Annotated in this window: 20 protein-coding genes and 2 pseudogenes; 12 read left to right on the plus strand and 10 right to left on the minus strand. The window is 72.0% G+C overall.

The window, feature by feature from the left end; all coding sequences use genetic code 11:
• Positions 1-387: 387 nt before the first annotated feature.
• The gene (locus tag V5O46_RS04450; RefSeq protein WP_332883066.1) at positions 388-681 is read right to left on the minus strand and encodes a hypothetical protein; all 294 of its coding nucleotides are present in this window, start codon (positions 679-681) and stop codon (positions 388-390) included.
• Positions 682-1,228: 547 nt separating this feature from the next.
• Here V5O46_RS04450 and V5O46_RS04455 point away from each other — a divergent pair.
• The 3 genes and pseudogenes from V5O46_RS04455 to V5O46_RS04465 all read left to right on the plus strand — a co-directional run.
• Positions 1,229-1,846, plus strand: a complete 618-nt coding sequence (locus tag V5O46_RS04455; RefSeq protein ID WP_332883067.1) for a hypothetical protein — start codon at positions 1,229-1,231, stop codon at positions 1,844-1,846.
• A 157-nt stretch (positions 1,847-2,003) separates the two neighbouring features.
• Complete coding sequence (locus V5O46_RS04460; RefSeq protein ID WP_332883068.1) at positions 2,004-2,342, plus strand: hypothetical protein; 339 nt, start codon at positions 2,004-2,006, stop codon at positions 2,340-2,342.
• 165 nt (positions 2,343-2,507) lie between these two features.
• Positions 2,508-2,753: pseudogene (locus V5O46_RS04465) on the plus strand (IS3-like element ISMyma3 family transposase); the annotation flags it as partial.
• A gap of 254 nt (positions 2,754-3,007) precedes the next feature.
• Here the strand turns inward: V5O46_RS04465 and V5O46_RS04470 are convergent.
• From V5O46_RS04470 to V5O46_RS04490, 5 genes and pseudogenes are all read right to left on the minus strand, one after another.
• Positions 3,008-3,222: pseudogene (locus V5O46_RS04470) on the minus strand (IS30 family transposase); the annotation flags it as partial.
• Positions 3,223-3,555: 333 nt separating this feature from the next.
• Complete coding sequence (msrB, locus tag V5O46_RS04475; protein ID WP_332883069.1) at positions 3,556-3,963, minus strand: peptide-methionine (R)-S-oxide reductase MsrB; 408 nt, start codon at positions 3,961-3,963, stop codon at positions 3,556-3,558.
• 23 nt (positions 3,964-3,986) lie between these two features.
• Positions 3,987-5,375, minus strand: a complete 1,389-nt coding sequence (gene murC / locus V5O46_RS04480) for a UDP-N-acetylmuramate--L-alanine ligase (RefSeq protein ID WP_332883070.1) — start codon at positions 5,373-5,375, stop codon at positions 3,987-3,989.
• A 60-nt stretch (positions 5,376-5,435) separates the two neighbouring features.
• Entirely contained in the window at positions 5,436-5,909 is a 474-nt protein-coding gene (locus tag V5O46_RS04485; RefSeq protein WP_332883071.1) for an indole-3-glycerol phosphate synthase, read from the minus strand.
• Positions 5,910-6,116: 207 nt separating this feature from the next.
• Complete coding sequence (locus V5O46_RS04490) at positions 6,117-6,905, minus strand: pyrimidine reductase family protein (protein WP_332883072.1); 789 nt, start codon at positions 6,903-6,905, stop codon at positions 6,117-6,119.
• A gap of 176 nt (positions 6,906-7,081) precedes the next feature.
• On the opposite strand from V5O46_RS04490, the gene zapE reads away from it, so the two are divergent.
• The 4 genes from zapE to V5O46_RS04510 all read left to right on the plus strand — a co-directional run bounded on the left by zapE (position 7,082) and on the right by V5O46_RS04510 (position 10,992).
• Positions 7,082-8,197: a cell division protein ZapE gene (gene zapE / locus V5O46_RS04495; RefSeq protein ID WP_332883073.1), complete on the plus strand. Its 1,116-nt coding sequence runs from the start codon at positions 7,082-7,084 to the stop codon at positions 8,195-8,197.
• Positions 8,198-8,395: 198 nt separating this feature from the next.
• A complete protein-coding gene (locus V5O46_RS04500) occupies positions 8,396-8,794 on the plus strand; it encodes a hypothetical protein (protein ID WP_332883074.1) in 399 nt (132 codons plus the stop codon).
• A 75-nt stretch (positions 8,795-8,869) separates the two neighbouring features.
• The gene (locus V5O46_RS04505; protein WP_332883075.1) at positions 8,870-9,451 is read left to right on the plus strand and encodes a carbonic anhydrase; all 582 of its coding nucleotides are present in this window, start codon (positions 8,870-8,872) and stop codon (positions 9,449-9,451) included.
• An 8-nt stretch (positions 9,452-9,459) separates the two neighbouring features.
• Positions 9,460-10,992 (plus strand): SulP family inorganic anion transporter, encoded by a 1,533-nt coding sequence (locus V5O46_RS04510; RefSeq protein WP_332883076.1) that lies wholly within the window; start codon positions 9,460-9,462, stop codon positions 10,990-10,992.
• A gap of 121 nt (positions 10,993-11,113) precedes the next feature.
• On the opposite strand, the gene V5O46_RS04515 is transcribed toward V5O46_RS04510, so the two are convergent.
• The 3 genes from V5O46_RS04515 to V5O46_RS04525 form a co-directional block, all read right to left on the minus strand.
• Positions 11,114-11,476, minus strand: a complete 363-nt coding sequence (locus V5O46_RS04515) for a hypothetical protein (RefSeq protein ID WP_332883077.1) — start codon at positions 11,474-11,476, stop codon at positions 11,114-11,116.
• Positions 11,477-11,814: 338 nt separating this feature from the next.
• Entirely contained in the window at positions 11,815-12,267 is a 453-nt protein-coding gene (locus V5O46_RS04520; protein ID WP_332883078.1) for a M23 family metallopeptidase, read from the minus strand.
• A 184-nt stretch (positions 12,268-12,451) separates the two neighbouring features.
• A complete protein-coding gene (locus V5O46_RS04525; protein ID WP_332883079.1) occupies positions 12,452-12,943 on the minus strand; it encodes a hypothetical protein in 492 nt (163 codons plus the stop codon).
• A 326-nt stretch (positions 12,944-13,269) separates the two neighbouring features.
• On the opposite strand from V5O46_RS04525, the gene V5O46_RS04530 reads away from it, so the two are divergent.
• Positions 13,270-14,007: an AfsR/SARP family transcriptional regulator gene (locus tag V5O46_RS04530; protein WP_332883080.1), complete on the plus strand. Its 738-nt coding sequence runs from the start codon at positions 13,270-13,272 to the stop codon at positions 14,005-14,007.
• Positions 14,008-14,225: 218 nt separating this feature from the next.
• On the opposite strand, the gene V5O46_RS04535 is transcribed toward V5O46_RS04530, so the two are convergent.
• Positions 14,226-14,801, minus strand: a complete 576-nt coding sequence (locus V5O46_RS04535; RefSeq protein WP_332883081.1) for a dihydrofolate reductase family protein — start codon at positions 14,799-14,801, stop codon at positions 14,226-14,228.
• A 219-nt stretch (positions 14,802-15,020) separates the two neighbouring features.
• Here V5O46_RS04535 and V5O46_RS04540 point away from each other — a divergent pair, with 219 nt between their 5' ends.
• The 4 genes from V5O46_RS04540 (at position 15,021) to V5O46_RS04555 (ending at position 18,151) form a co-directional block, all read left to right on the plus strand.
• Complete coding sequence (locus V5O46_RS04540) at positions 15,021-15,908, plus strand: slipin family protein (protein WP_332883082.1); 888 nt, start codon at positions 15,021-15,023, stop codon at positions 15,906-15,908.
• A 324-nt stretch (positions 15,909-16,232) separates the two neighbouring features.
• A complete protein-coding gene (locus tag V5O46_RS04545) occupies positions 16,233-17,090 on the plus strand; it encodes a polysaccharide deacetylase family protein (protein WP_332883083.1) in 858 nt (285 codons plus the stop codon).
• Between the two features lie 31 nt (positions 17,091-17,121).
• Positions 17,122-17,352 (plus strand): hypothetical protein, encoded by a 231-nt coding sequence (locus V5O46_RS04550; protein WP_332883219.1) that lies wholly within the window; start codon positions 17,122-17,124, stop codon positions 17,350-17,352.
• A gap of 22 nt (positions 17,353-17,374) precedes the next feature.
• Positions 17,375-18,151: a peptidyl-tRNA hydrolase gene (locus tag V5O46_RS04555; RefSeq protein WP_332883084.1), complete on the plus strand. Its 777-nt coding sequence runs from the start codon at positions 17,375-17,377 to the stop codon at positions 18,149-18,151.
• The last annotated feature ends 286 nt before the right edge of the window (positions 18,152-18,437 follow it).

The raw sequence follows: 18,437 nt of genomic DNA on the forward strand, positions 1-18,437 counted from the left end.
CGGCAAACCGTCTACTGTCGCCTCGGTCGGCAGAGCGGCGGGGGCGTCCGGGTGGGGCACGGCGACGTGCATCCCCGGCGGCGCTCCAGAGCGAGTTTTGCGTTCCGCTGGTGTCCGTGACTGTGCGGGGAAATCCGTGGTTGTTGCCGTCGCTACTGCCGTCAGAGGGCGCGGGCAGCGGGCGCGGCGGGAGGCCCTGCTGCTGCCATGCTCCGGGTTCGGCGCGGAGGGTGGCGCGGGTGGTGCGGTGGTAGAAGTCGAGGCCGGTCTGGGCGCAGTGTTCGGCGATCCAGCGGGTCAGTTCGTCCTCGGTGTGCACTTCGCCGGAGGTGGCACCGCAGTCGTGGTCTTCGCCGATGGCGCAGACGGCCTCGAAGGTGGGCAGGGTCATCGGGTCCACGACGGCGGCACGTGGTACTCGCGGAAGCGGTAGCGCTTCCGGACCGGCGTGCCGGTTTCACGCGTGCTCGGCCGCCTCTTCCTGCGGGTCCCCGGAATGCGCTGTCCGCGCGATTCGGCCGCCCGGAGAGCGTCGGTAAGGGCCTCGGCCAGCCGTGAGGCGAGCCAGCGGTACTCGGTGGCCGACAGCGATCGCGCACCGGGCGCCAGGACTTCGCGGGCGTGTTCCAGCAACTCTTCGCCCATGTCGAGTTGGACGGCTTCGATGCCGTCGGCGAGCATCGACCGGCAGCCCCTGCCGTCGCTGCTGAGACAGCAGGGGTTCCCGTCCGGGGTGGTCCAGGGAAGTAGGCGAGGGGCCGGCCAGCCCCGTTGCCGCGTCGTACAGTTTCCCGGGCCGCATGCCGTCCGCGTCACTCGTGGGCCTGTTCACCGTGCACCCCCGGTCGGATCGCTGACAGGGCTGTTCGTGCTCCTGCGAGGCGCTACCCCTGAGGCGATTGCTCGTCAGAGCCTTCGCGGGTCGCTGTTGTCGACCTTCGGAGTGTTGTGGTAGCGGTCGTGTTCCTTACGGATGATCAGGCGGCCCGGGTATGGGGCCTCCGACGGGGTGCCTTCGCGGACGGATCTGGATCGGGACTTCTTCCTGGACGAGGCCGACCACGAGTGAACCTCGGCGGGCGACGCATAGCTCAGATCTTCCTCAGTTTTTGATCGTTTTCTGGGCCGGCGTGTCGTGATCATGGTTGATTTCCACCCTTGGTCTCTGCTGATGGGGACCTGACAGAGGGGGAACTCTGTGATGCGCAGAACACGACCGATCATCGCTGTGACCGCGCTGCTGCTGGCCCTGGGGAGCGCCTCTCCCACGTTCGCGGCCGGACCGGAGCCGACCGAACCGGTTCAGACTGCACCGCCGGCTGAGCCGGAGGAGAGCAATCTGGTCCATGCTGAGCCGGAGCAGGTGGATGATCTGCCGTCGGTGCCCGTCAAGCCGCCGGTTGACCAGCCGGACGGCCGGGCCTGTGAGCCGGGCTACCGGTACTTCGCGACGTCGAAGAGCAAGGACTACCACAAGGGGGTCGGGGTCACACAGTCCAACTACAACGGCACGTCGCGTACGGCGAGGTCGACGTTCACGTCCGAGGTGGCGGGGAAGGTCGGCGTCTCCTACAGCGGGAAGCTGGGTGTGAAGGTGTCGGTGGCGATCATCGACATCGAGTCGGAGTTCGACGTCAACGTCTCCGCTGAGATGAGCGTGTCGACAGGCAACAGGATCGCGGTGGACACGCCGCCGAAGAAGACCACCAACGCCAAGTACGGGGTGTACCGGCTGAAGAGCTACGGCTACAGCCAGTACAAGTACGCGAACTGCACGAACGGTGTGAAGAACAACGTGACGATCTACACGCCGCGTCGTGTCGGCTGGTACATCTGGGAGAACTGAGGTGCGCCGCCTGTTGCCGGTCGCTGGCGTCGCGGTGACGCTGGTGGTGGCCGGGTGTACGGATTCCTCGGCGCCTGGCGATGCGTCGAGCGGGAAGCCGGCCCCGTCGTCTTCTGCACCGGCGTCGTCCGGGCAGCCGGAGGAGGGCCAGGTACCGGTGGCTGAGCCGCCGGAGCTGGACGGCAGCGAGCGCATGGCGGGCCGGCAGCCCGAGACCAGGGGCAATGCCAGCTTCTCCTACGCCAAGGGCGCGGCCGGCGATGTGCTGATCGTGGCGGTGCGCTGCCGAGGGGCCGGGACGATGAAGGTCGCGGTGAAGGCGGTCAATGTGTCGTTCCCGTTGGAGTGCCTGGCAGGTGAGACGACGACCACCTATAACCAGGTCGGCGTCTCCGGAGTGGAGAAGCGGGGCACGGTGAGCGTGACCGCCCCGTCCGGGGTGCACTGGTCCATGACCATCGGCCGGGGCGAGCCACCGGCCGCGGACCGGCAGTAGATGACGCAGTGCCCCACGCCGTGCGGCGTGGGGCACTGTCCGACGATGCGCACAGAGCTGACTGGGGCCGCCGAGGGGTTGGCGCACGATCTGACCTGGATGCTCCTCAGCCTCCCGAACCGCTCCGGATCTGATGGAGGCTCGATTCCCTGAGGGGATCGAGTCATGGCACGTCCGTCCCCCTACCCGCCCGAGCTTCGTGAGCGCGCGGTGCGCACGGTCGCCGAGATCCGCCCCAACCACCCAACGGAGTGGGCTGCGATGAAGGCGGTCGTCGGAGGAGTCTGCGGAGATCGAGCGCCTCAAGGCCGAGAATGCTGAACTGCGGCGGGCCAACGAGGTTCTCAAGGCGGCCTCGGCTTTCTCCGTGGCCGAGCTCGACCGGCCGTCGAAGCGCTCGTAGCGTTCATCGGCGTCTCCCGTTCTCGGTCGTCGGGTCACTGGGATCCGCAGTTGACATCCCGACTTCAAGAGGCGCGGGGTGGCCGATGCTCATGCCTCTGTCGAGTCAAGCCGCGAACGGACACCGGGCAGGTCGTCACACCCAAAGAGAGCCGGCCCGCGAGGGCGGCAGGAAGTACTCGAGTCAGCCTGCCCGGCGTCCTGCGGCACGCTACGGCGGCCAACCCGATCACGAACACCGCTAGCCCCCATACAAGTCGGAGGTACTGCCGCAGCAGTCCGTCGGTGTTCTCGTTGGTGCCTCGCTGCCAGGGTCTGTGCGGATCGGCAAGGTAGATCTCCAACCCGCTGTCGAAACGTAGTTGGGCGTGCGGGGCCATCTCCGCGCCCTGGTCCCAGGTCAGGGTGAGCCGCAACTGGTCCGGCAGGGTGGAGATGGTGGCGGCGATGGCGTCGCGGACGCGTGGGCACCATGGCCGTCGCCGAGTGCGCGGCGCGCCAGTTCGGTCGCCGTGAGTTTGCGGGTGGTGCGGCTGATCCAGCCCGAGGCCGGGTCCGCGGCGCCGGGGGTGGTCGACCTGCTCGGCGATACGGCCTGCGAACGCCTCGTGGTCGGCGCCGATCGGGGCGTCGGTGATGTCGTTGACGACCCGTCCGATGCGCTGACGGGCGAAGCCGGGACGCGGGTCGTCGGCGCCGCGCAGCACGCGGTTGGGCAGGTACTCGGGCGACTCCCGGAACGTGACCGGGTTCAGCTTCTGGTACCTGCCGCCCGCGATCCCGCCCGAGGTATCGGGCGGCACGCCGTCCGTCAGCTCTCGCCCGGATTCAGCTGCAAGGAGATCGAGTTGATGCAGTACCGCTGGTCCGTCGGCGTCGGGTAGCCCTCGCCGCGGAAGACGTGCCCGAGGTGGGAGCCGCAGCGGGCGCAGCGCACCTCCGTGCGCACCATGCCGTGCGACCGGTCCTCCAGCAGTTCGACGGCGTCGGTGTCCTTGGGGTCGAAGAAGGACGGCCAGCCGCAGTGGGACTCGAACTTCGTCTCCGAGGTGAACAGTTCGGCGCCGCAGGCGCGGCAGGAGTAGACGCCCTCGGTCTTGGTGTCGGTGTACTCGCCGGTGAAGGCGGGCTCGGTGCCGGCCTGGCGCAGCACGGCGTACTCGGCCGGGCTCAGCTCCGCGCGCCACTGCTCGTCCGGCTTCTCGACGTCGTACGGCATGAGCCTTCAGCCCCTCACTTCGTTCACTTCGGCAGACGGTCCAGGATGCGCGGTCCGAGGTCGGTGACGTCGCCCGCGCCCATGGTGAGAACGAGATCACCGGGCCTCACCATTCCCGCGACCGCCTCGGGCACCTCGGCCTTGTCGTGCAGGGGCGTCACGTCCGCGCCGGCCGCGCGGGCCGCCTCGACGACGAGGTCGCTGGTGATGCCGGGGATCGGGTCCTCGCGGGCCGGGTAGATGTCGAGGACCAGCGAGGCGTCCGCCAGGGACAGCGCCTGGCCCATCTCCTTGCCCAGCTCCTGGGTGCGGGAGAACAGGTGCGGCTGGAAGACGACGAGGATGCGGGCGTCGCCGGCCGCGGCCCGCATCGCCTCCAGGTCGGCGGTCATCTCGGTGGGGTGGTGGGCGTAGGAGTCGATCACCTGGACGCCGCCCGCCTCGCCCTTGAGCTGCAGACGGCGCTTGACACCGGTGTAGGCGCCCAGCGCGGCGGCGAGCTCCGCGGCGGGGATGCCGAGGGCGGCGCCCGCGGCCAGCGCGGCCACGGCGTTGTGCGCGTAGTGGCGGCCGGGGACGGAGACGGTGAAGGTGGTCTCGGTGCCGTCCAGGACGACCGTGACCTCGCTCTTCAGACCCTGCGGGAGCACGGAGAGGATGCGCACGTCGGCGTCCTCGGACTCGCCGTAGGTCACCGTCCGCACCGACCCGGCGAGCCGCCGGGTCAGTTCCCGCGCGCCCTCCTGGTCGGCGGCGATCACCAGGGTGCCGCCGGGGACGATCCGCGCCGCGAAGGTCTCGAAGGACTCGTGGATCTCGTCCATCGAGGCGTAGTTGGCGTGGTGGTCCAGCTCGACGTTGAGGACGATCGCGACCTCGGGGGCGTACTTGTGGAAGCTGCGGTCGCTCTCGTCCGCCTCTGCCACGAAGATCTCGCCCTCGCCGTGCAGTGCGTTGGAGCCGGGGGCGTCCAGGTCGCCGCCGATGGCGTACGACGGGTTCAGGCCCAGCTCGGACAGGGAGACGGCGAGCATCGAGGTGGTGGTGGTCTTGCCGTGGGTACCGGCCACCGCGATCGGGCGCAGGCCGGTCATCAGGGCGGCGAGGGCGTCGGAGCGGTGCACGACCGGGATGCCGCGCTCGGCGGCGCGGGCCAGCTCGGGGTTGTCCTCCCGGATCGCCGACGAGACCACCACGCAGCTCGCGTCGTCGGCGAGGTGCTCCGCGGCGTGCCCGATGTGCACGGTGGCGCCCAGCGCACGCAGCGCCCCGGCGGTCGCGGAGTCCTTGGCGTCACTGCCGGCCACCTTCGCGCCGCGCTGCGCGAGGATCTTGGCGATGCCCGACATCCCGGCGCCGCCGATGCCGATGAAGTGCGGTCGGTCCATGGCGGGGGGAAGGCCGGGTGCCATGTGCTGTTCTCCCTGTGCGTGCGTTGGTCGCGGTGTGCGGCGGACGTACCGCGGACCACCCTATGCCTTGCTGTGGGAGAAGAGTTTCAGGACCGGTACGCCGACCTTGTGCCGGGCCCGGGAGGCCCAGTCCCGGTGGAAGAACTCCTCCACGTAGTGCGGGTCGGTCAGGACGATCACCTCGTCGGCGCCGGACTCCTCGACCAGGGACCTGAGCGCGTCCAGCGGGTGGTCCTGGACCAGCCGGCCGGTGGCCTCGCTGCCGGCCGCGTGCAGAGCGGCCAGGGAAACCTCCAGGGCTCGCTGCCCCACGCTCATCGCCTCCTCGCCCTCGGGGGTCCCGCCCTCGCGGACGGCCTCGTCCAGCTCGCCGAGGGCCACGTCGTCGATGGCCCGCAGCAGCCGGTCCGCCTGGTCGCCGCGCGGCTGGAGCAGCACGTGGAAGGAGACCGACTCGTCCCCGTGCAAGGTGGTGACGAACTCCACGTCGGCGGACGTCAGTGCCTTCTCGATCATCAAAACGCTTGTGAACACCAGGCGCCCCTTCTGCTCGAGGGCCCCCCGTGGGCCCACCGGCCGCGGGCCGAAGCAGCCCTGCGGAAACCATCCTGCCCCGTGCTCGCACGGGTACTGCCGGATTCAGTGTGCCCGCCGGAAGCTAAACGGAACGGAAGATTCCGTCGATTCCCGGATGCGCGGCATCACTCGTACGAATCTACGGCCGGCGCAGCGGCACCGAGGTCAGTCGCGCCGGTACCGACTGAAGAGGAAACCTTCCTCCTCCAGCAGGGAGACCAGCGCGAACCGCTGCGGCACGGCCACCGACGGCCCGCCGGCGACGCGCTGGGCGTCACCCGCGGTGAGCATCGGTGACACGGTCAGGCACAGCTCGTCGAGCACACCCGCCGCGACGAACTGGCCGAGCAGCCGGGGGCCGCCCTCGGTGAGCAGCCGGGTGTGGCCGAGCCCGGCCAGGGCCGCGACGGCCCGGCCGGGCTCCGCCCCGACACCGTCACCGGCGATCACCACGCGGGCGCCGGCCCGCTCCGCCGCGGCGATCCGCTCGCGGGGCGCGGCCGCGCCGGTGAGGACCAGGGTGGGCACCAGGGGCGAGGTGAACAGCGGCAGCGTGAAGTCGAGCTCCAGACCGGCGCTGACCACCGCGATCGCCGGTGCCGGGCCCTGCCCTGCGGACCGCCGGGCCTCGGCGAACTCCGCCCGCGCCCGGGCCGGGCGGTACCCCTCCCGGCGCACCGTCTCGGCACCGACGACCACCACGTCCGACAGCGCCCGCAGCGTGCCGAAGATCCGCATGTCGGCGGCGCTGGAGATGGGCTGCGAGCGGCCGTCGTGCTGGGCGGCGCCGTCCAGGCTCGCGACCATGTTGGCGCGCAGCCACGCCGCCCCGGCACCGCCCGGCTCCGGGTAGGCGTAGGCGGCGGCGAGCTCGGCGAGGCTCCACTCGTGGTCCTCCGCGGAGCCGGAGCCCGGTTCGTCGGTCAGGTGGGTCACAGGGAAGAGGCGTCGCATGCGGTGCAGTGTTCCACGTCACCGGCGGACCGTCCCGGCCACCGCCCTCCCGCTCCGACCTGCAGATTCACCCGGTGGTCTGCACCCGTGCGGGTGGCCGGGCGACCCCGCGGACCCGGGTGCCTGCCCGGGCCGCCCCGTCCGCCCCGCCCGGGCAGCCCGTAACATGGGGAGGCGTGTCGTCCTCCTCCACCGCCTCCGGCTCCGCCGCGTCCGGGACTGGCCCGATAGCCGGCGCCGCTCCGCTGTCCCTGTGCGCCCGTGAGCCGCACGTCCCCGCGGAGCGGCTGGTGGCCGAGATGGTCCCACCGCCGCGCTTCGACTCGGTCCGTTTCGGCACCTACGTCCCGGACCCGGACCAGCCCAGCCAGACCGAGGCCGTGCGGCTGCTGGAAGGCTTCGCCACGGGCCTGGACGGGGCCCCCGCCGGCGGCCGCAAGCGCGGCTTCCTCGGGTTCGGCCGGAGCAGGGCACCCAGGACCCCCGCCGGCCCCCGCGGCGTCTATCTCGACGGCGGCTACGGCGTCGGCAAGACCCATCTGCTGGCCTCCCTCTGGCACGCCACCCCGGCGGAGCCCGCCCGCAAGGCGTTCGGCACCTTCGTGGAGCTGACCAACCTGGTCGGCGCCCTCGGCTTCCAGCAGACCGTGCAGACCCTCTCCGGGCACCGGCTGCTGTGCATCGACGAGTTCGAACTCGACGACCCCGGCGACACCGTCCTCGTCTCGACCCTGCTGGGCCGGCTCGTCGACGCCGGTGTGGCCCTGGCCGCCACCTCCAACACGCTGCCGGGCAAGCTCGGCGAGGGCCGCTTCGCGGCGGCCGACTTCCTGCGGGAGATCCAGGGCCTGTCGGCCCACTTCCGCGCCCTGCGCATCGACGGCGAGGACTACCGCCACCGCGGTCTGCCCGACGCGCCGGCCCCGCACTCCGACGAGCAGGTGACCCGGGCCGCGCACGCCACCGACGGCGCCTGCCTCGACGCCTTCCCCGACCTCCTCGACCATCTCGCCCGCGTCCACCCCAGCCGCTACGGCGCCCTCACCGACGGCGTCCGGGCCGTCTGCCTCACCGGGGTCCGCCCGGTGGACGACCAGTCGACGGCGCTCCGGCTGGTCGTGCTGGCGGACCGGCTGTACGACCGGGAGGTGCCCGTCCTGGCCTCCGGACTGCCGTTCGACCGGCTGTTCAGCGAGGAGATGCTGAAGGGCGGCTACCGCAAGAAGTACTTCCGGGCGATCTCCCGCCTCACCGCCCTGGCCCGGGACGCGGCACGCCTGGCCGAGTCCTGACGCTCCCTCACCAGCACGACCAACCCGCCCCGGTCAAGGGTCTGTTCAGGCCATACGACCCGTGCATTTGAGGCTCTCTTCGGCTCGTAACGCGTGGTTCACCCTGCAAACGACTTTGCCGCGTTACCGTGTCTCTTGACCAAGCGTTGACCAAGCCTTGGCCTGTGCCAGAGGTGCGAAAACACTGAAGGGGGGCGCATGTCCGGAGGTACGACGGCTCGCGGCGCGCTGCCGCTCCTCGCCACCGCCCTGTTCGCCCTCTCCCTCTTCGTGGTCACCGGATCCTTCGCATCCGCGCACACATCTCGTGATGCCATGGCCAGAACCCAGACCGGAATCACCCTTTCCGAGGGGCTGTCGCGCGACGCGTCCGCCCTGTGCCACCACCCCGGCCGGCCCGGGGACCCGACCGGTCCCGCACCCGTCCGCGACCGGCATCGCACCGCCGCCGCCGGTGCCGAAGCACCGCAGCGCCCGCTTCCGGGCCGGCGCACCCCGGCCACGCCCGAGCCGGCCGCCCCCGGTGCCGTGCACCCGGGCGCGTCGAGACCCTCGACGCCCCACGCCCCGGCGGCGCTCCAGGTCGTCCGCTGCTGAGCCACGAGCAGCCCCCCACCTCTGCCCTGCCCGTCCGACGCGCTCCCCACCGCGCGCCAGGAGGAATTCACCATCATGCAGCCCCTCATCGACAACGCCCGTTCGTTCGGACAGCGCCCTGAGGAGTTCGCCGGGTTCGCCGCGGGCCAGTCCCCCGACGTCCTGTTCATCACCTGCTCCGACTCCCGTGTCGTACCCGCGCTGATCACGGGCGCCCGGCCCGGCGAGCTCTTCGAACTGCGCACCGCCGGCAACGTCGTCCCCCCGTACCCCGCCCGGCGCCCCACCGGCGAGGCGGCCACCATCGAGTACGCCGTCGAAGTGCTCGGCGTCGGCGACATCGTCGTGTGCGGCCACTCGCACTGCGGCGCCGTGGGCGCGATGGTCCGCGGCGACGATCTCACCGCCGTACCGGCCGTGCGCGACTGGCTGGCCTACGGCGCGGACCGTCCGACGTGCGCCGACCCCGCCGACCCGGCCGTCGCCGAGGCCGTGCAGAACCACGTGCTCGCACAGATCCTGCGGCTGCGCTCCTACCCGTGCGTCGAGCAGGGACTGGCCGCCGGCCGGCTGCGGCTGCACGGCTGGTACTACGAGGTCCACACCGGCGCCGTGCGGCAGCACCGCGCGGACACCGACACCTTCGAGGCCCTGTGAGCGCCCCCATGACCTCGATATCCCCCTCCAGGTCCAGGTATCCCTTCCTGCGACAGGACTTCGCCGCCTCGCTCGTCGTCTTCCTTGTCGCGCTGCCCCTGTGCGTCGGCGTCGCGGTGGCCTCCGGCGTCCCGGCAGAGCTCGGACTCGTCACCGGGATCGTCGGCGGCATCGTCACCGGCCTGCTGCCCGGCAGCAGTCTGCAGGTGTCCGGCCCCGCCGCCGGGCTGACGGTGCTGGTCTTCGAGGCGGTAGACGCCTACGGCCTGCCCGCGCTCGGCGTGATCGTGCTCGCCGCCGGACTGCTCCAGCTCGCCATGGGCGCGCTGCGGCTGGGCCGGTGGTTCCGGGCCATCTCGCTCTCCGTCGTCGAGGGCATGCTGGCCGGTATCGGACTGGTGATCATCGCGGGCCAGCTGTACGCGGCGGCCGGGCTGGCGGCCCCCGCCTCCGGCATCGACAAGATCATCGGCCTTCCCGGGGCCTTCGCCGACGCCCTCGGCAGCACGGACGCGCTGATCTCGGTCGCCCTGGGCGCGGGCACCGTCGCGGTGCTGGTGCTCTGGCCGAAGCTGCCGCGGCGGGCCAGGACCGTGCCGGGCGCACTCGCCGCGGTGGTGCTGGCGACGTCGGCAACGCTCGCGTTCGGCCTGCCGGTGGCGACCGTCGAGGTCAGCGGCCTGCTCGAGGCCGTCCAGCCGCCCGGCGGCGACGCCTTCGGACAGCTGGCCGGGCTCGGCGTCCTCGGCACCGTCGTCGCCTTCACACTGATCGCCTCGGCCGAGAGCCTGTTCAGCGCCGCCGCGGTGGACCGGATGCACCAGGGTCCGCGCACCGAGTTCAACAAGGAGCTCATGGCCCAGGGCGTGGGCAACACGGTATGCGGTGCGCTCGGCGCCCTGCCGATGACCGCGGTGATCGTGCGCAGCTCCACCAATGTCGCCGCGGGTGCCAGGACCAAAGCGTCCCGGGTACTGCACGGCGTGTGGCTGCTGCTGTTCGCCGCGCTGCTGCCGTCGGCGCTGGCCCTGATCCCGCTGCCCGCGCTGGCCGGGGTGCTGGTCCATGCGGGCTGGAAGCTGATTCCGTTCCGGAAGTTCGGGCCGCTGTGGCGGGCGCACCGGGGCGAGGCGCTGATCCTGGCGGCCACCGCCGTCTCGATCGTCGCGGTGAACATGTTCGAGGGCGTGCTGATCGGCCTGGCGCTGTCGGTGGCCAAGACCGCCTGGGAGGCCTCGCATCTGAAGATGGAGATCATAGACAAGGGGGCCGGCCCCGTCCAGGCACATCTGTCCGGCAACGCGACCTTCCTGCGGCTGCCGAGAATCCTGGACGGCCTGGAGGCACTCCCCCACGACCGCCCGGTGGAACTGGACCTGTCCGGCCTGCATCACCTGGACCACGCCTGCCGCACCGCCCTGGAGACCTGGGCGGAACGCCGCACCACCGACGGCACCGGCCCGGTCCGGATCAAGGGCCCGGACAGCAGCACCGGTCCGGACAGCAGCACGGACCCGGGGAAGGCGGCGGCTCCGGCCTGAGGCCTCATAGATCGGCCGCCATCCATGGCCCCGGCCCGAGCCACCGCACGGGCAGTCCGGGGCGGAAGGGCCGGCAGCAAGGCCTGCGGCGCCCCGGCGTCGGGCCGGCCGCACGTCGCGGTCAGCTCCGCCTGGCCAGTCGGCCGTCCAGGGGCAGCAGGTCGAAGAAGTGGTGCTCGGCCGCGGGCGTGTACCGCACGACGGCACCGAAGTGGGGCACGCGGGCCTGCACTTCGGGGCGCGCCTGCGGGGCCGCCTCGGCCAGTGACTCGCTCACCGAACCGTGCCGGAAGCCCTCGTCGAGCAGCGCGTCACCGGTCGGCTCGGCAGCGGGCCCCGACGACGACGTGAGGACGGGCAGATACAGCCGCGCGACCCCCTTGTCCGCGCAGGCCCGCGCCAGCGTACGGCCGATCAGTCCGTCCTCGGGCTCGTCGCCCGGCGCGAACTGCGCCAGCAGCACCCGCAGCGGCCGCTCGCCCACGCACGCCCAGCTCTCGGCGAAGTCGGCTTCCGGTTCACCGCTCTCACGCGGCCCGTACGAGCCGATGTCCCCGGGCTGCGGCAGGGCGCCCCCGTCGAAGTACGCCCAGCGCCAGCCCTCGGGCGCCCGTCCGCGTGGCCCGCAGCGGCGCCCTCGGCCCAGGCGTGCATGAAGCCGGTGTGCCGCACACTCGGTGTCGCGGGTACGTCCGGCGGTGAGCTGATGCCCGCGTCATAGCCCTTCTGCCAGCCCCTGACCTCGGCGGGCACGAACGTGCCCGGCTCCTGCGGGACAGGGTGGGGATTGCGTTGTGTCATGACGGCGCCTTCTTCGCTGGTTCACCAAGTGGGCTTCGCGACATTGCCGTAGGAACAGGAAGAGCCCTTCGACATCGCGAAGTGCAGGTGCGGGCCGGTGGGGTTGCCCGTGTTGCCGACCTTGCCGAGCTGCTGCCCCGCGGCGAGACCGATCCACTGGCCGTACGCGCCGGCCTTGCCGTTCGGCCGGGCGACCTTGCCTCCGCGTACGGCGACCACGGGGACACCGGAGGGAGCGGCGAGGTCCTGACCGGTGTGCCGCCCGACGCCGTCGGGTCTCCAGGCGTGGGGGCCGCGCTCGAAGAACCCGAAGGTGACCTTGTGGTCGGGTGCCGCCGAGGGGACGCGTCCCTTGGCCGGGGGCTTGCCGGTGGCGCGGAACAGGCCGGTGAGCAGGCCGAGGGTGGTCAGGGAGGTGGGGCCCGGTCTGCCGTCGGTGTCGGTTTCCTGAAGCCTGGGCGAGTTGCTCTGCACGGTAGGCGGCCTTGGTCTGCTCGCCGAAGAGGCCGGTCGTGCCGTCGGGGATGCTGCGGCCCCGCTCGAGGAGGCCTTCTGCACGATGCGCACGTCCTCGTTCCGCCTGCCGAACCGGACGTCGGACACAGAGACCATGACCGCTCGCTCCCGGTGTTGCCCCGGCTCCCGGCCGAACTGACGGTCAGTCGACGTGGTAGTTGACGTAGTAGAAGGAGTGCTCTTCCTCCGAGTGCGCGAGCTTCGACAGCGGGCCCATGCCACGATCGTCCTCGCTGATGGTCACGGAACCCAGCACGTCGTCGTCGGAGCCGAACAGGCCGCCCTCGTCCTTGTCGAACAGAAAGACGTCCTGGCTGCCCTCCACGGTGACCGGGACACCCACGGGGATGCGGTCACGGGCTCCTGCCTGGACCGGATCACCGTCGGGCCAGATCGCGTTGTCCATCCCGGAGGACTCGGCCGTCGTGAGGTACAGATCGTCCGGCTGCTCGTTGACGGCGTCGCTGATCATCTGCTCCACCTGGGCGATGTCGGCGAGCCTCTCGAGGACCCCGCCGCCGGGCAGTGCGAAGACGGGCTCCAAGAGGCTCTTGACCACCGCCTCGAGGTCGAAGTCGGTCGACGTCGCCGGTCGCAGGCACACGACCTCGTCGATGGTTGCCGTGGCTGTCATGGCAGTACTCCTCTGAAGCGATGCGTCGGGATGTCGCGGCCTGCCGGAACCGACGGGTCCAACCCGTCACCGCGTCCGAAGGTACGGAAACCGGTGTCAGCGTGGCGTCATTCCGCCGTCATCGAGGGCGGCCCGGGTTCCGAGTTGCCGCGTGTGAACCGGGTGGCCGAGAATGGTGACAGGCAGGCCTCATCGCGAGGGTGGGGCAAGCCCTCGACGCCGCGTCAGGAAGCACCGACGCACTCCAGGCGCCGCTCCGTCGACCCGGCCGGACGGACTGCACAGACGTTCCCACGCTGAACACCGTCCGTGAGGCGATCAAGCTGATGTCTGCTCCCCCTGTGCTGCGACTGCTCGGCCAGTTCCGTCTGGAGCTGGACACCGAGCCCGTGGAACTGTGCCGCAACGGCCAGCGGCTGCTGGCGTTCATGGCACTCCGGGGGCGGGTGTCCCGCACGGTCCTCGCCGGCACCCTGTGGCCCGAGGTCACCGAGGGGCACGCCAGGGGCAGCCTGCGCACCACACTGTGGAAGCTGCCGCGGAACCAGCCGCCCCTCATCGGCTGCTGCGGGGACGTCCTGCTGGTCACCCCGGACCTGCGGGTGGATGTCCACACCCTCACCCGGACAGCACTCGGTGTCGTGGAAGGCTGCGGCCCGCCACCCGGCGTCCACCCGCCGCTGAGCCTGCTGACGAGTGAGGACCTGCTGCCGGGCTGGGACGAGGACTGGGTCCTGATGGAGCGCGAGCGGCTGCGTCAGCTGCGCCTGCACGCCCTTGACGCACTCGCCGAGGCCCTTGTAGGGCAGGACAGACCGGCCCTGGCGATGGAGGCCGCGTGGGCGAGCGTGCACGCGGAACCGCTGCGGGAGAGCGCGCACCGTGCCTTGGTGGCGGCGCATCTCGCGGAGGGCAACATCGGTGAGGCGGTGCGGCACTACGAGGCGTTCAGCCGTCTCCTGGACGAGGAGCTGGGCGTGGAACCCTCACCCCGGTTCGCACGGATGCTGCCCGTGCGTCCAGGAGACCCGGACGGTCATGCCGCCCTCCCTCTCTTCCGATGAGGCGAGAGTGACTCGTGCCAGGCCGCCGTGAGGAGCCCCCGTGAACGACGCCCCGCGAACACCGTGCGGTACGGCCCCGACGGGCTGCTGAGCTCGGCCACGGCACCCCGGTCGCCGTGCTCGACCGGGCCACCGCGGAGATCGGGCAGCGCATCACCGCCGGTCCGGTTCACCGCCCGCGACTTCCCGGACGGCCCGCGCCTGCACCTCAGCAGCTTCTAGACCGGGGCCTGGCGCGCCACGCGGTAGCGGAGGTGGGCGACTCCTGAGCCGAAGGTCCGGGTCTCGAGGAGTTCGAGATCCACCCGGCGCTCGTGCCGGGGAAAGAACGGAGTGCCACCGCCGACCAGTACCGGGTAGACCCTGACCCGGTACTCGTCGATCAGACCCAGCGCGGCCGCCTCGGCGGCGAGTGTCGCGCCGCCGATCGCGATGTCGCCCTCCCCCGGCTCGGCCCGGAGCCGTTCGATCTCCTCCGCCAGGCCGCCGGAAGCCAGGCGGGCACGGCCCTGCACGGTCGTCAGAGTGGTGGAGAACACCACCTTCGGGAGCGGCTTCCAGAGCGCGGCGAACTCGAGCATCGCGTCGTCGAGCTCGGGATCCTGCTCGGCGGTCTCCCAGTACAGCATCGTCTCGTACAGCCGGCGTCCCAGCAGGTGGGCGCCGACCTGGCGGACCTCGTCGATCCATGAGCGAAAGACCTCCTCGTCGGGCGTCGTCCAGTCGAACTCGCCGTCCGGCCCGACGATGTAGCCGTCCAGTGAGACGCTCATCGAATACGTCACGCTGCGCATCGGAAGTCCTCCTCGGGGATCGGGTTCGACCCTACGACCGCCGGCCGCCGCAGGACTGGTCACGGCGCGCGGACGGGCGGCGGTCTTCCGGGGCACCATTCGGCCGCCGCGCCGGCCCCTGCCGGGTGCCCGGTCCCGGGCATGGCCCCGGACCGGGCGCCTGGCATATCGTGATAGGAGCCGTAGAACGAATCTCAGGCCTCTGGCAGGGAGGTCGTCATGGTCGAGGAGCTCCTGACCGCGGCCGCAGTCGCGGGAAGCGCCGGACTGCTCTACGTAGCCTCCGCCGCCCGGATCGTGAAGCAGTACGAGCGCGGGGTGGTGCTGCGCCTCGGGCGGCTCGCCGGCGAGGTCCGGCGGCCCGGATTCACCATGATCGTTCCGGTCGTGGACCGGATGCACAAGGTCAACATGCAGATCGTCACGATGCCGGTGCCCGCCCAGGAGGGCATCACCCGGGACAATGTCACGGTGCGGGTCGACGCGGTGGTCTACTTCAAGGTGGTCGACGCGGCCAGCGCGCTCATCCGTGTCGAGGACTACCGGTTCGCGGTCTCCCAGATGGCCCAGACCTCGCTGCGTTCCATCATCGGCAAGAGCGATCTGGACGACCTGCTGTCGAACCGGGAGAAGCTGAACCAGGGCCTGGAGCTGATGATCGACAGCCCGGCGGTCGGCTGGGGCGTGCAGATCGACCGGGTCGAGATCAAGGACGTGTCGCTGCCGGAGACGATGAAGCGCTCGATGGCCCGGCAGGCGGAGGCGGACCGCGAGCGGCGGGCCCGCATCATCAACGCCGACGCCGAGCGCCAGGCCTCGAAGGTACTGGCGGAGGCCGCCCGCGAGATGGCCGAGACCCCGGCGGCCCTGCAGCTGCGGCTGCTGCAGACGGTGGTGGCGGTCGCCGCGGAGAAGAACTCCACGCTGGTGCTGCCGTTCCCGGTGGAACTGCTGCGGTTCCTGGAGAAGCCCCAGCAGCTGCCGCCCGAGGACAGCCCGCCCCAGCAGCACGGCCAGACCGGCACGGCGGGCCGCACACCGGACGAGGTTCCGCACCCCACCCCGGCCCCGGAGGTACCCGCAGGCCCGGCCTCACAGCCGACATGACGACTCGCCCTGACGTCCTGGTCCCCGCGGGCGGTCGCTGAGATCACCGCGGCCGAGTCCGGCTTTCGGACCGCCGGCGTCGTCTGTCCGGTCCGGCGTCCGGCGTCCCGGACCGGACCGATCGACGGATGGCTCCCTCCCCCGGTCGGGGGAGGGTGTCGTCCCCGGGTGGTCGGACCGGGCGGGCGGGTGCTCGGGACGATGGTGCCGGGGTCTCGGGCCCGGACACCGGGGCGTCGACGGGACGGCGCCGGACGGGTGAGCCCGTGGCGCCACTCCCCACGGGTCCGTCCAAGCGGAGCACCACACCCGTACGTTCGTACGATGATCCTTTCTGTACGACGTGTGGTCGCCGTCTGCGCCCTGGGGGCCGCGGTCCTCAGCGCCTGCGGCACCGACCGGCCGGCCCGTGAGACACCCCGCCCGGCCCCCTCCCACTCCCCCGTCTCCCCGGCCCCGACGCACCACCCGACCCTCGCTCCCGGGCCGGCCGGGCTCACCCCCGTTTTCGAGCACGGCCCGCGCGCACCGCGGGAGAAGACCGTCGCCCTCACCTTCGACGCCGACATGACCGCCGACCAGGGACCGCGTGCGGCGCGGGGAGAGCGCTTCGACAACCCCGAGCTGATCGCGACGCTGCGCGAGCTGAAGGTGCCGGCGACGGTGTTCATGACCGGGCGCTGGGCCGAGGAGTACCCGGACCAGGCCCGGGCGATCGGCGGGGACCCCCTGTTCGAGGTCGCCAACCACTCCTACAGTCACTACGCCTTCACCGGCGACTGCTACGGCCTGCCGGTCGTCTCCCGGGACCGGATGCGCACGGATGTGGAGCGAGCGTACACGGCGTTGCGCGAAGCGGGGGTCCGGGATCCGATGCCGTACTTCCGCTTCCCCGGCGGGTGCTACGACCGGTCGGCGCTGAAGGAGCTGACGGCCGCCGGTGTCACCGCCGTGCAGTGGGACGTGGTGGGCGGGGACGCGTTCGCGACGGACGCCGACGCCGTCGCCCGGCAGGTGCTGGACGGGGTGCGCCCGGGCTCGGTCGTCGTGCTGCACTGCACTCGCAGCGCCGCCCCGGCGACGGAGCGGGCGGTGCGGCGGATCGTCCCGGAGCTGCGCCGCGAGGGTTACCGCCTGGTGAAGGTGTCGGAGCTGATCGGAGCGGCGAACGGGCGGCGCTGACGGATCTACGCTGGGAGGCGGAGGTGGCGTCATGAGCGGCACGACGGAGACCGGGACGCCTGCGGCCGCACAGACGGGTACGGCGGCCGGGAACGACTACTGTCTGATCGACGCGGCCAGGCCGCCCAGGGCGGACGGACCGCCCTACGCGGAGTGCGTGCTGTGCCGGGAGCCCACGGAGCATCCGGAGTCGTACCGGGGCATCACGCTCTGCCCGGCGTGCGAGTGGCTGGAGGCCGAGCGCGCCGCCTGCGGCTGCTGACCGGCAGGGCAGACTGGAGGCCATGAGCCTCGACCCCGCCTCGTCGGCGAACGCCGGTCCCCTGAAGAGCGACGGCCCCGCACCCGGCGACAGCCCCTTCCGGGCCGAACCCGGCGCCCGCGATCTCGCGCCGCAGTTCGTGCTGCCGCTGGTCGTACGCATCGAGCGGACGGCCCCGCCGGCCCGCACCGACGCGCTGGAGACCGCCGCCCGGGCGGTGCTGGTGATGCTGGCGGACGAGCGGTCGGCCGGCGACGGGCGGTGGGCGCAGGCGATGCGGGACTGGCAGGACGCCCGGATCCGCAAGGTGGTGCGCCGCGCGCGGGGCGCCGAGTGGCGCCGGGCGAAGGCGCTGCCCGGCATCACGGTCACCGGCGAGGCGGCCGAAGTACGGGTCTTCCCGCCCGTCCCGCTGGACGGCTGGCCCAAGGACCTGGCCCGCCTCCAGGTCTCCGGCACCGACCTCGAGGACCCCCGGCCCCCGGTGCCCGCCCGCCCCGGCTCCCCCGTCCTCTGGCTCAGTCCGGAGCTGGAGATGTCGGCCGGCAAGGGCATGGCCCAGGCGGGTCACGGCGCCCAGCTGGCTTGGTGGGAGCTGACCGCGCGGCAGCGCACCGCCTGGCGCGACGCGGGCTTCCCGCTGGCCGTGCGCACCGCTGCCCCCGATGCCTGGCAGCGGCTCACGGCGAGCGGACTGCCCGTGGTCCGCGACGCCGGCTACACCGAGATCGCCGCCGGCTCCTGCACGGTGGTGGCGGACCACCCGGGGCTGCGGCAGCGCCGTGCGGGTCGCGGGTGATCGGTCCGAGGGGCGGCCCGTCCGCCGGTGAGCGGTACTGCCCGGCCGGTTCCGCCACCGAGTTCTCGCGCAGTGCACCACGCTTCACCGCGGTGGTGAAGCGAATCTGCCAGGTGTGCTCGCGGTGCGGCGTCGAGGGCGGCCCCGAGCCCCTGCACGTCCGCGAGCGGAGGTACCCGGCGTGCGGCGCCGTCCTCGACCGGGACATCGACGCGGCGGTCAGCTTCGCCGAGGCGGCCGGACCGGCCGGGTCAGCCCGTGGAGCGCAGGTAGGACCGGGACGCGT

Source organism: Streptomyces poriticola, from assembly GCF_036689765.1.
GTDB lineage: Bacteria > Actinomycetota > Actinomycetes > Streptomycetales > Streptomycetaceae > Streptomyces > Streptomyces poriticola.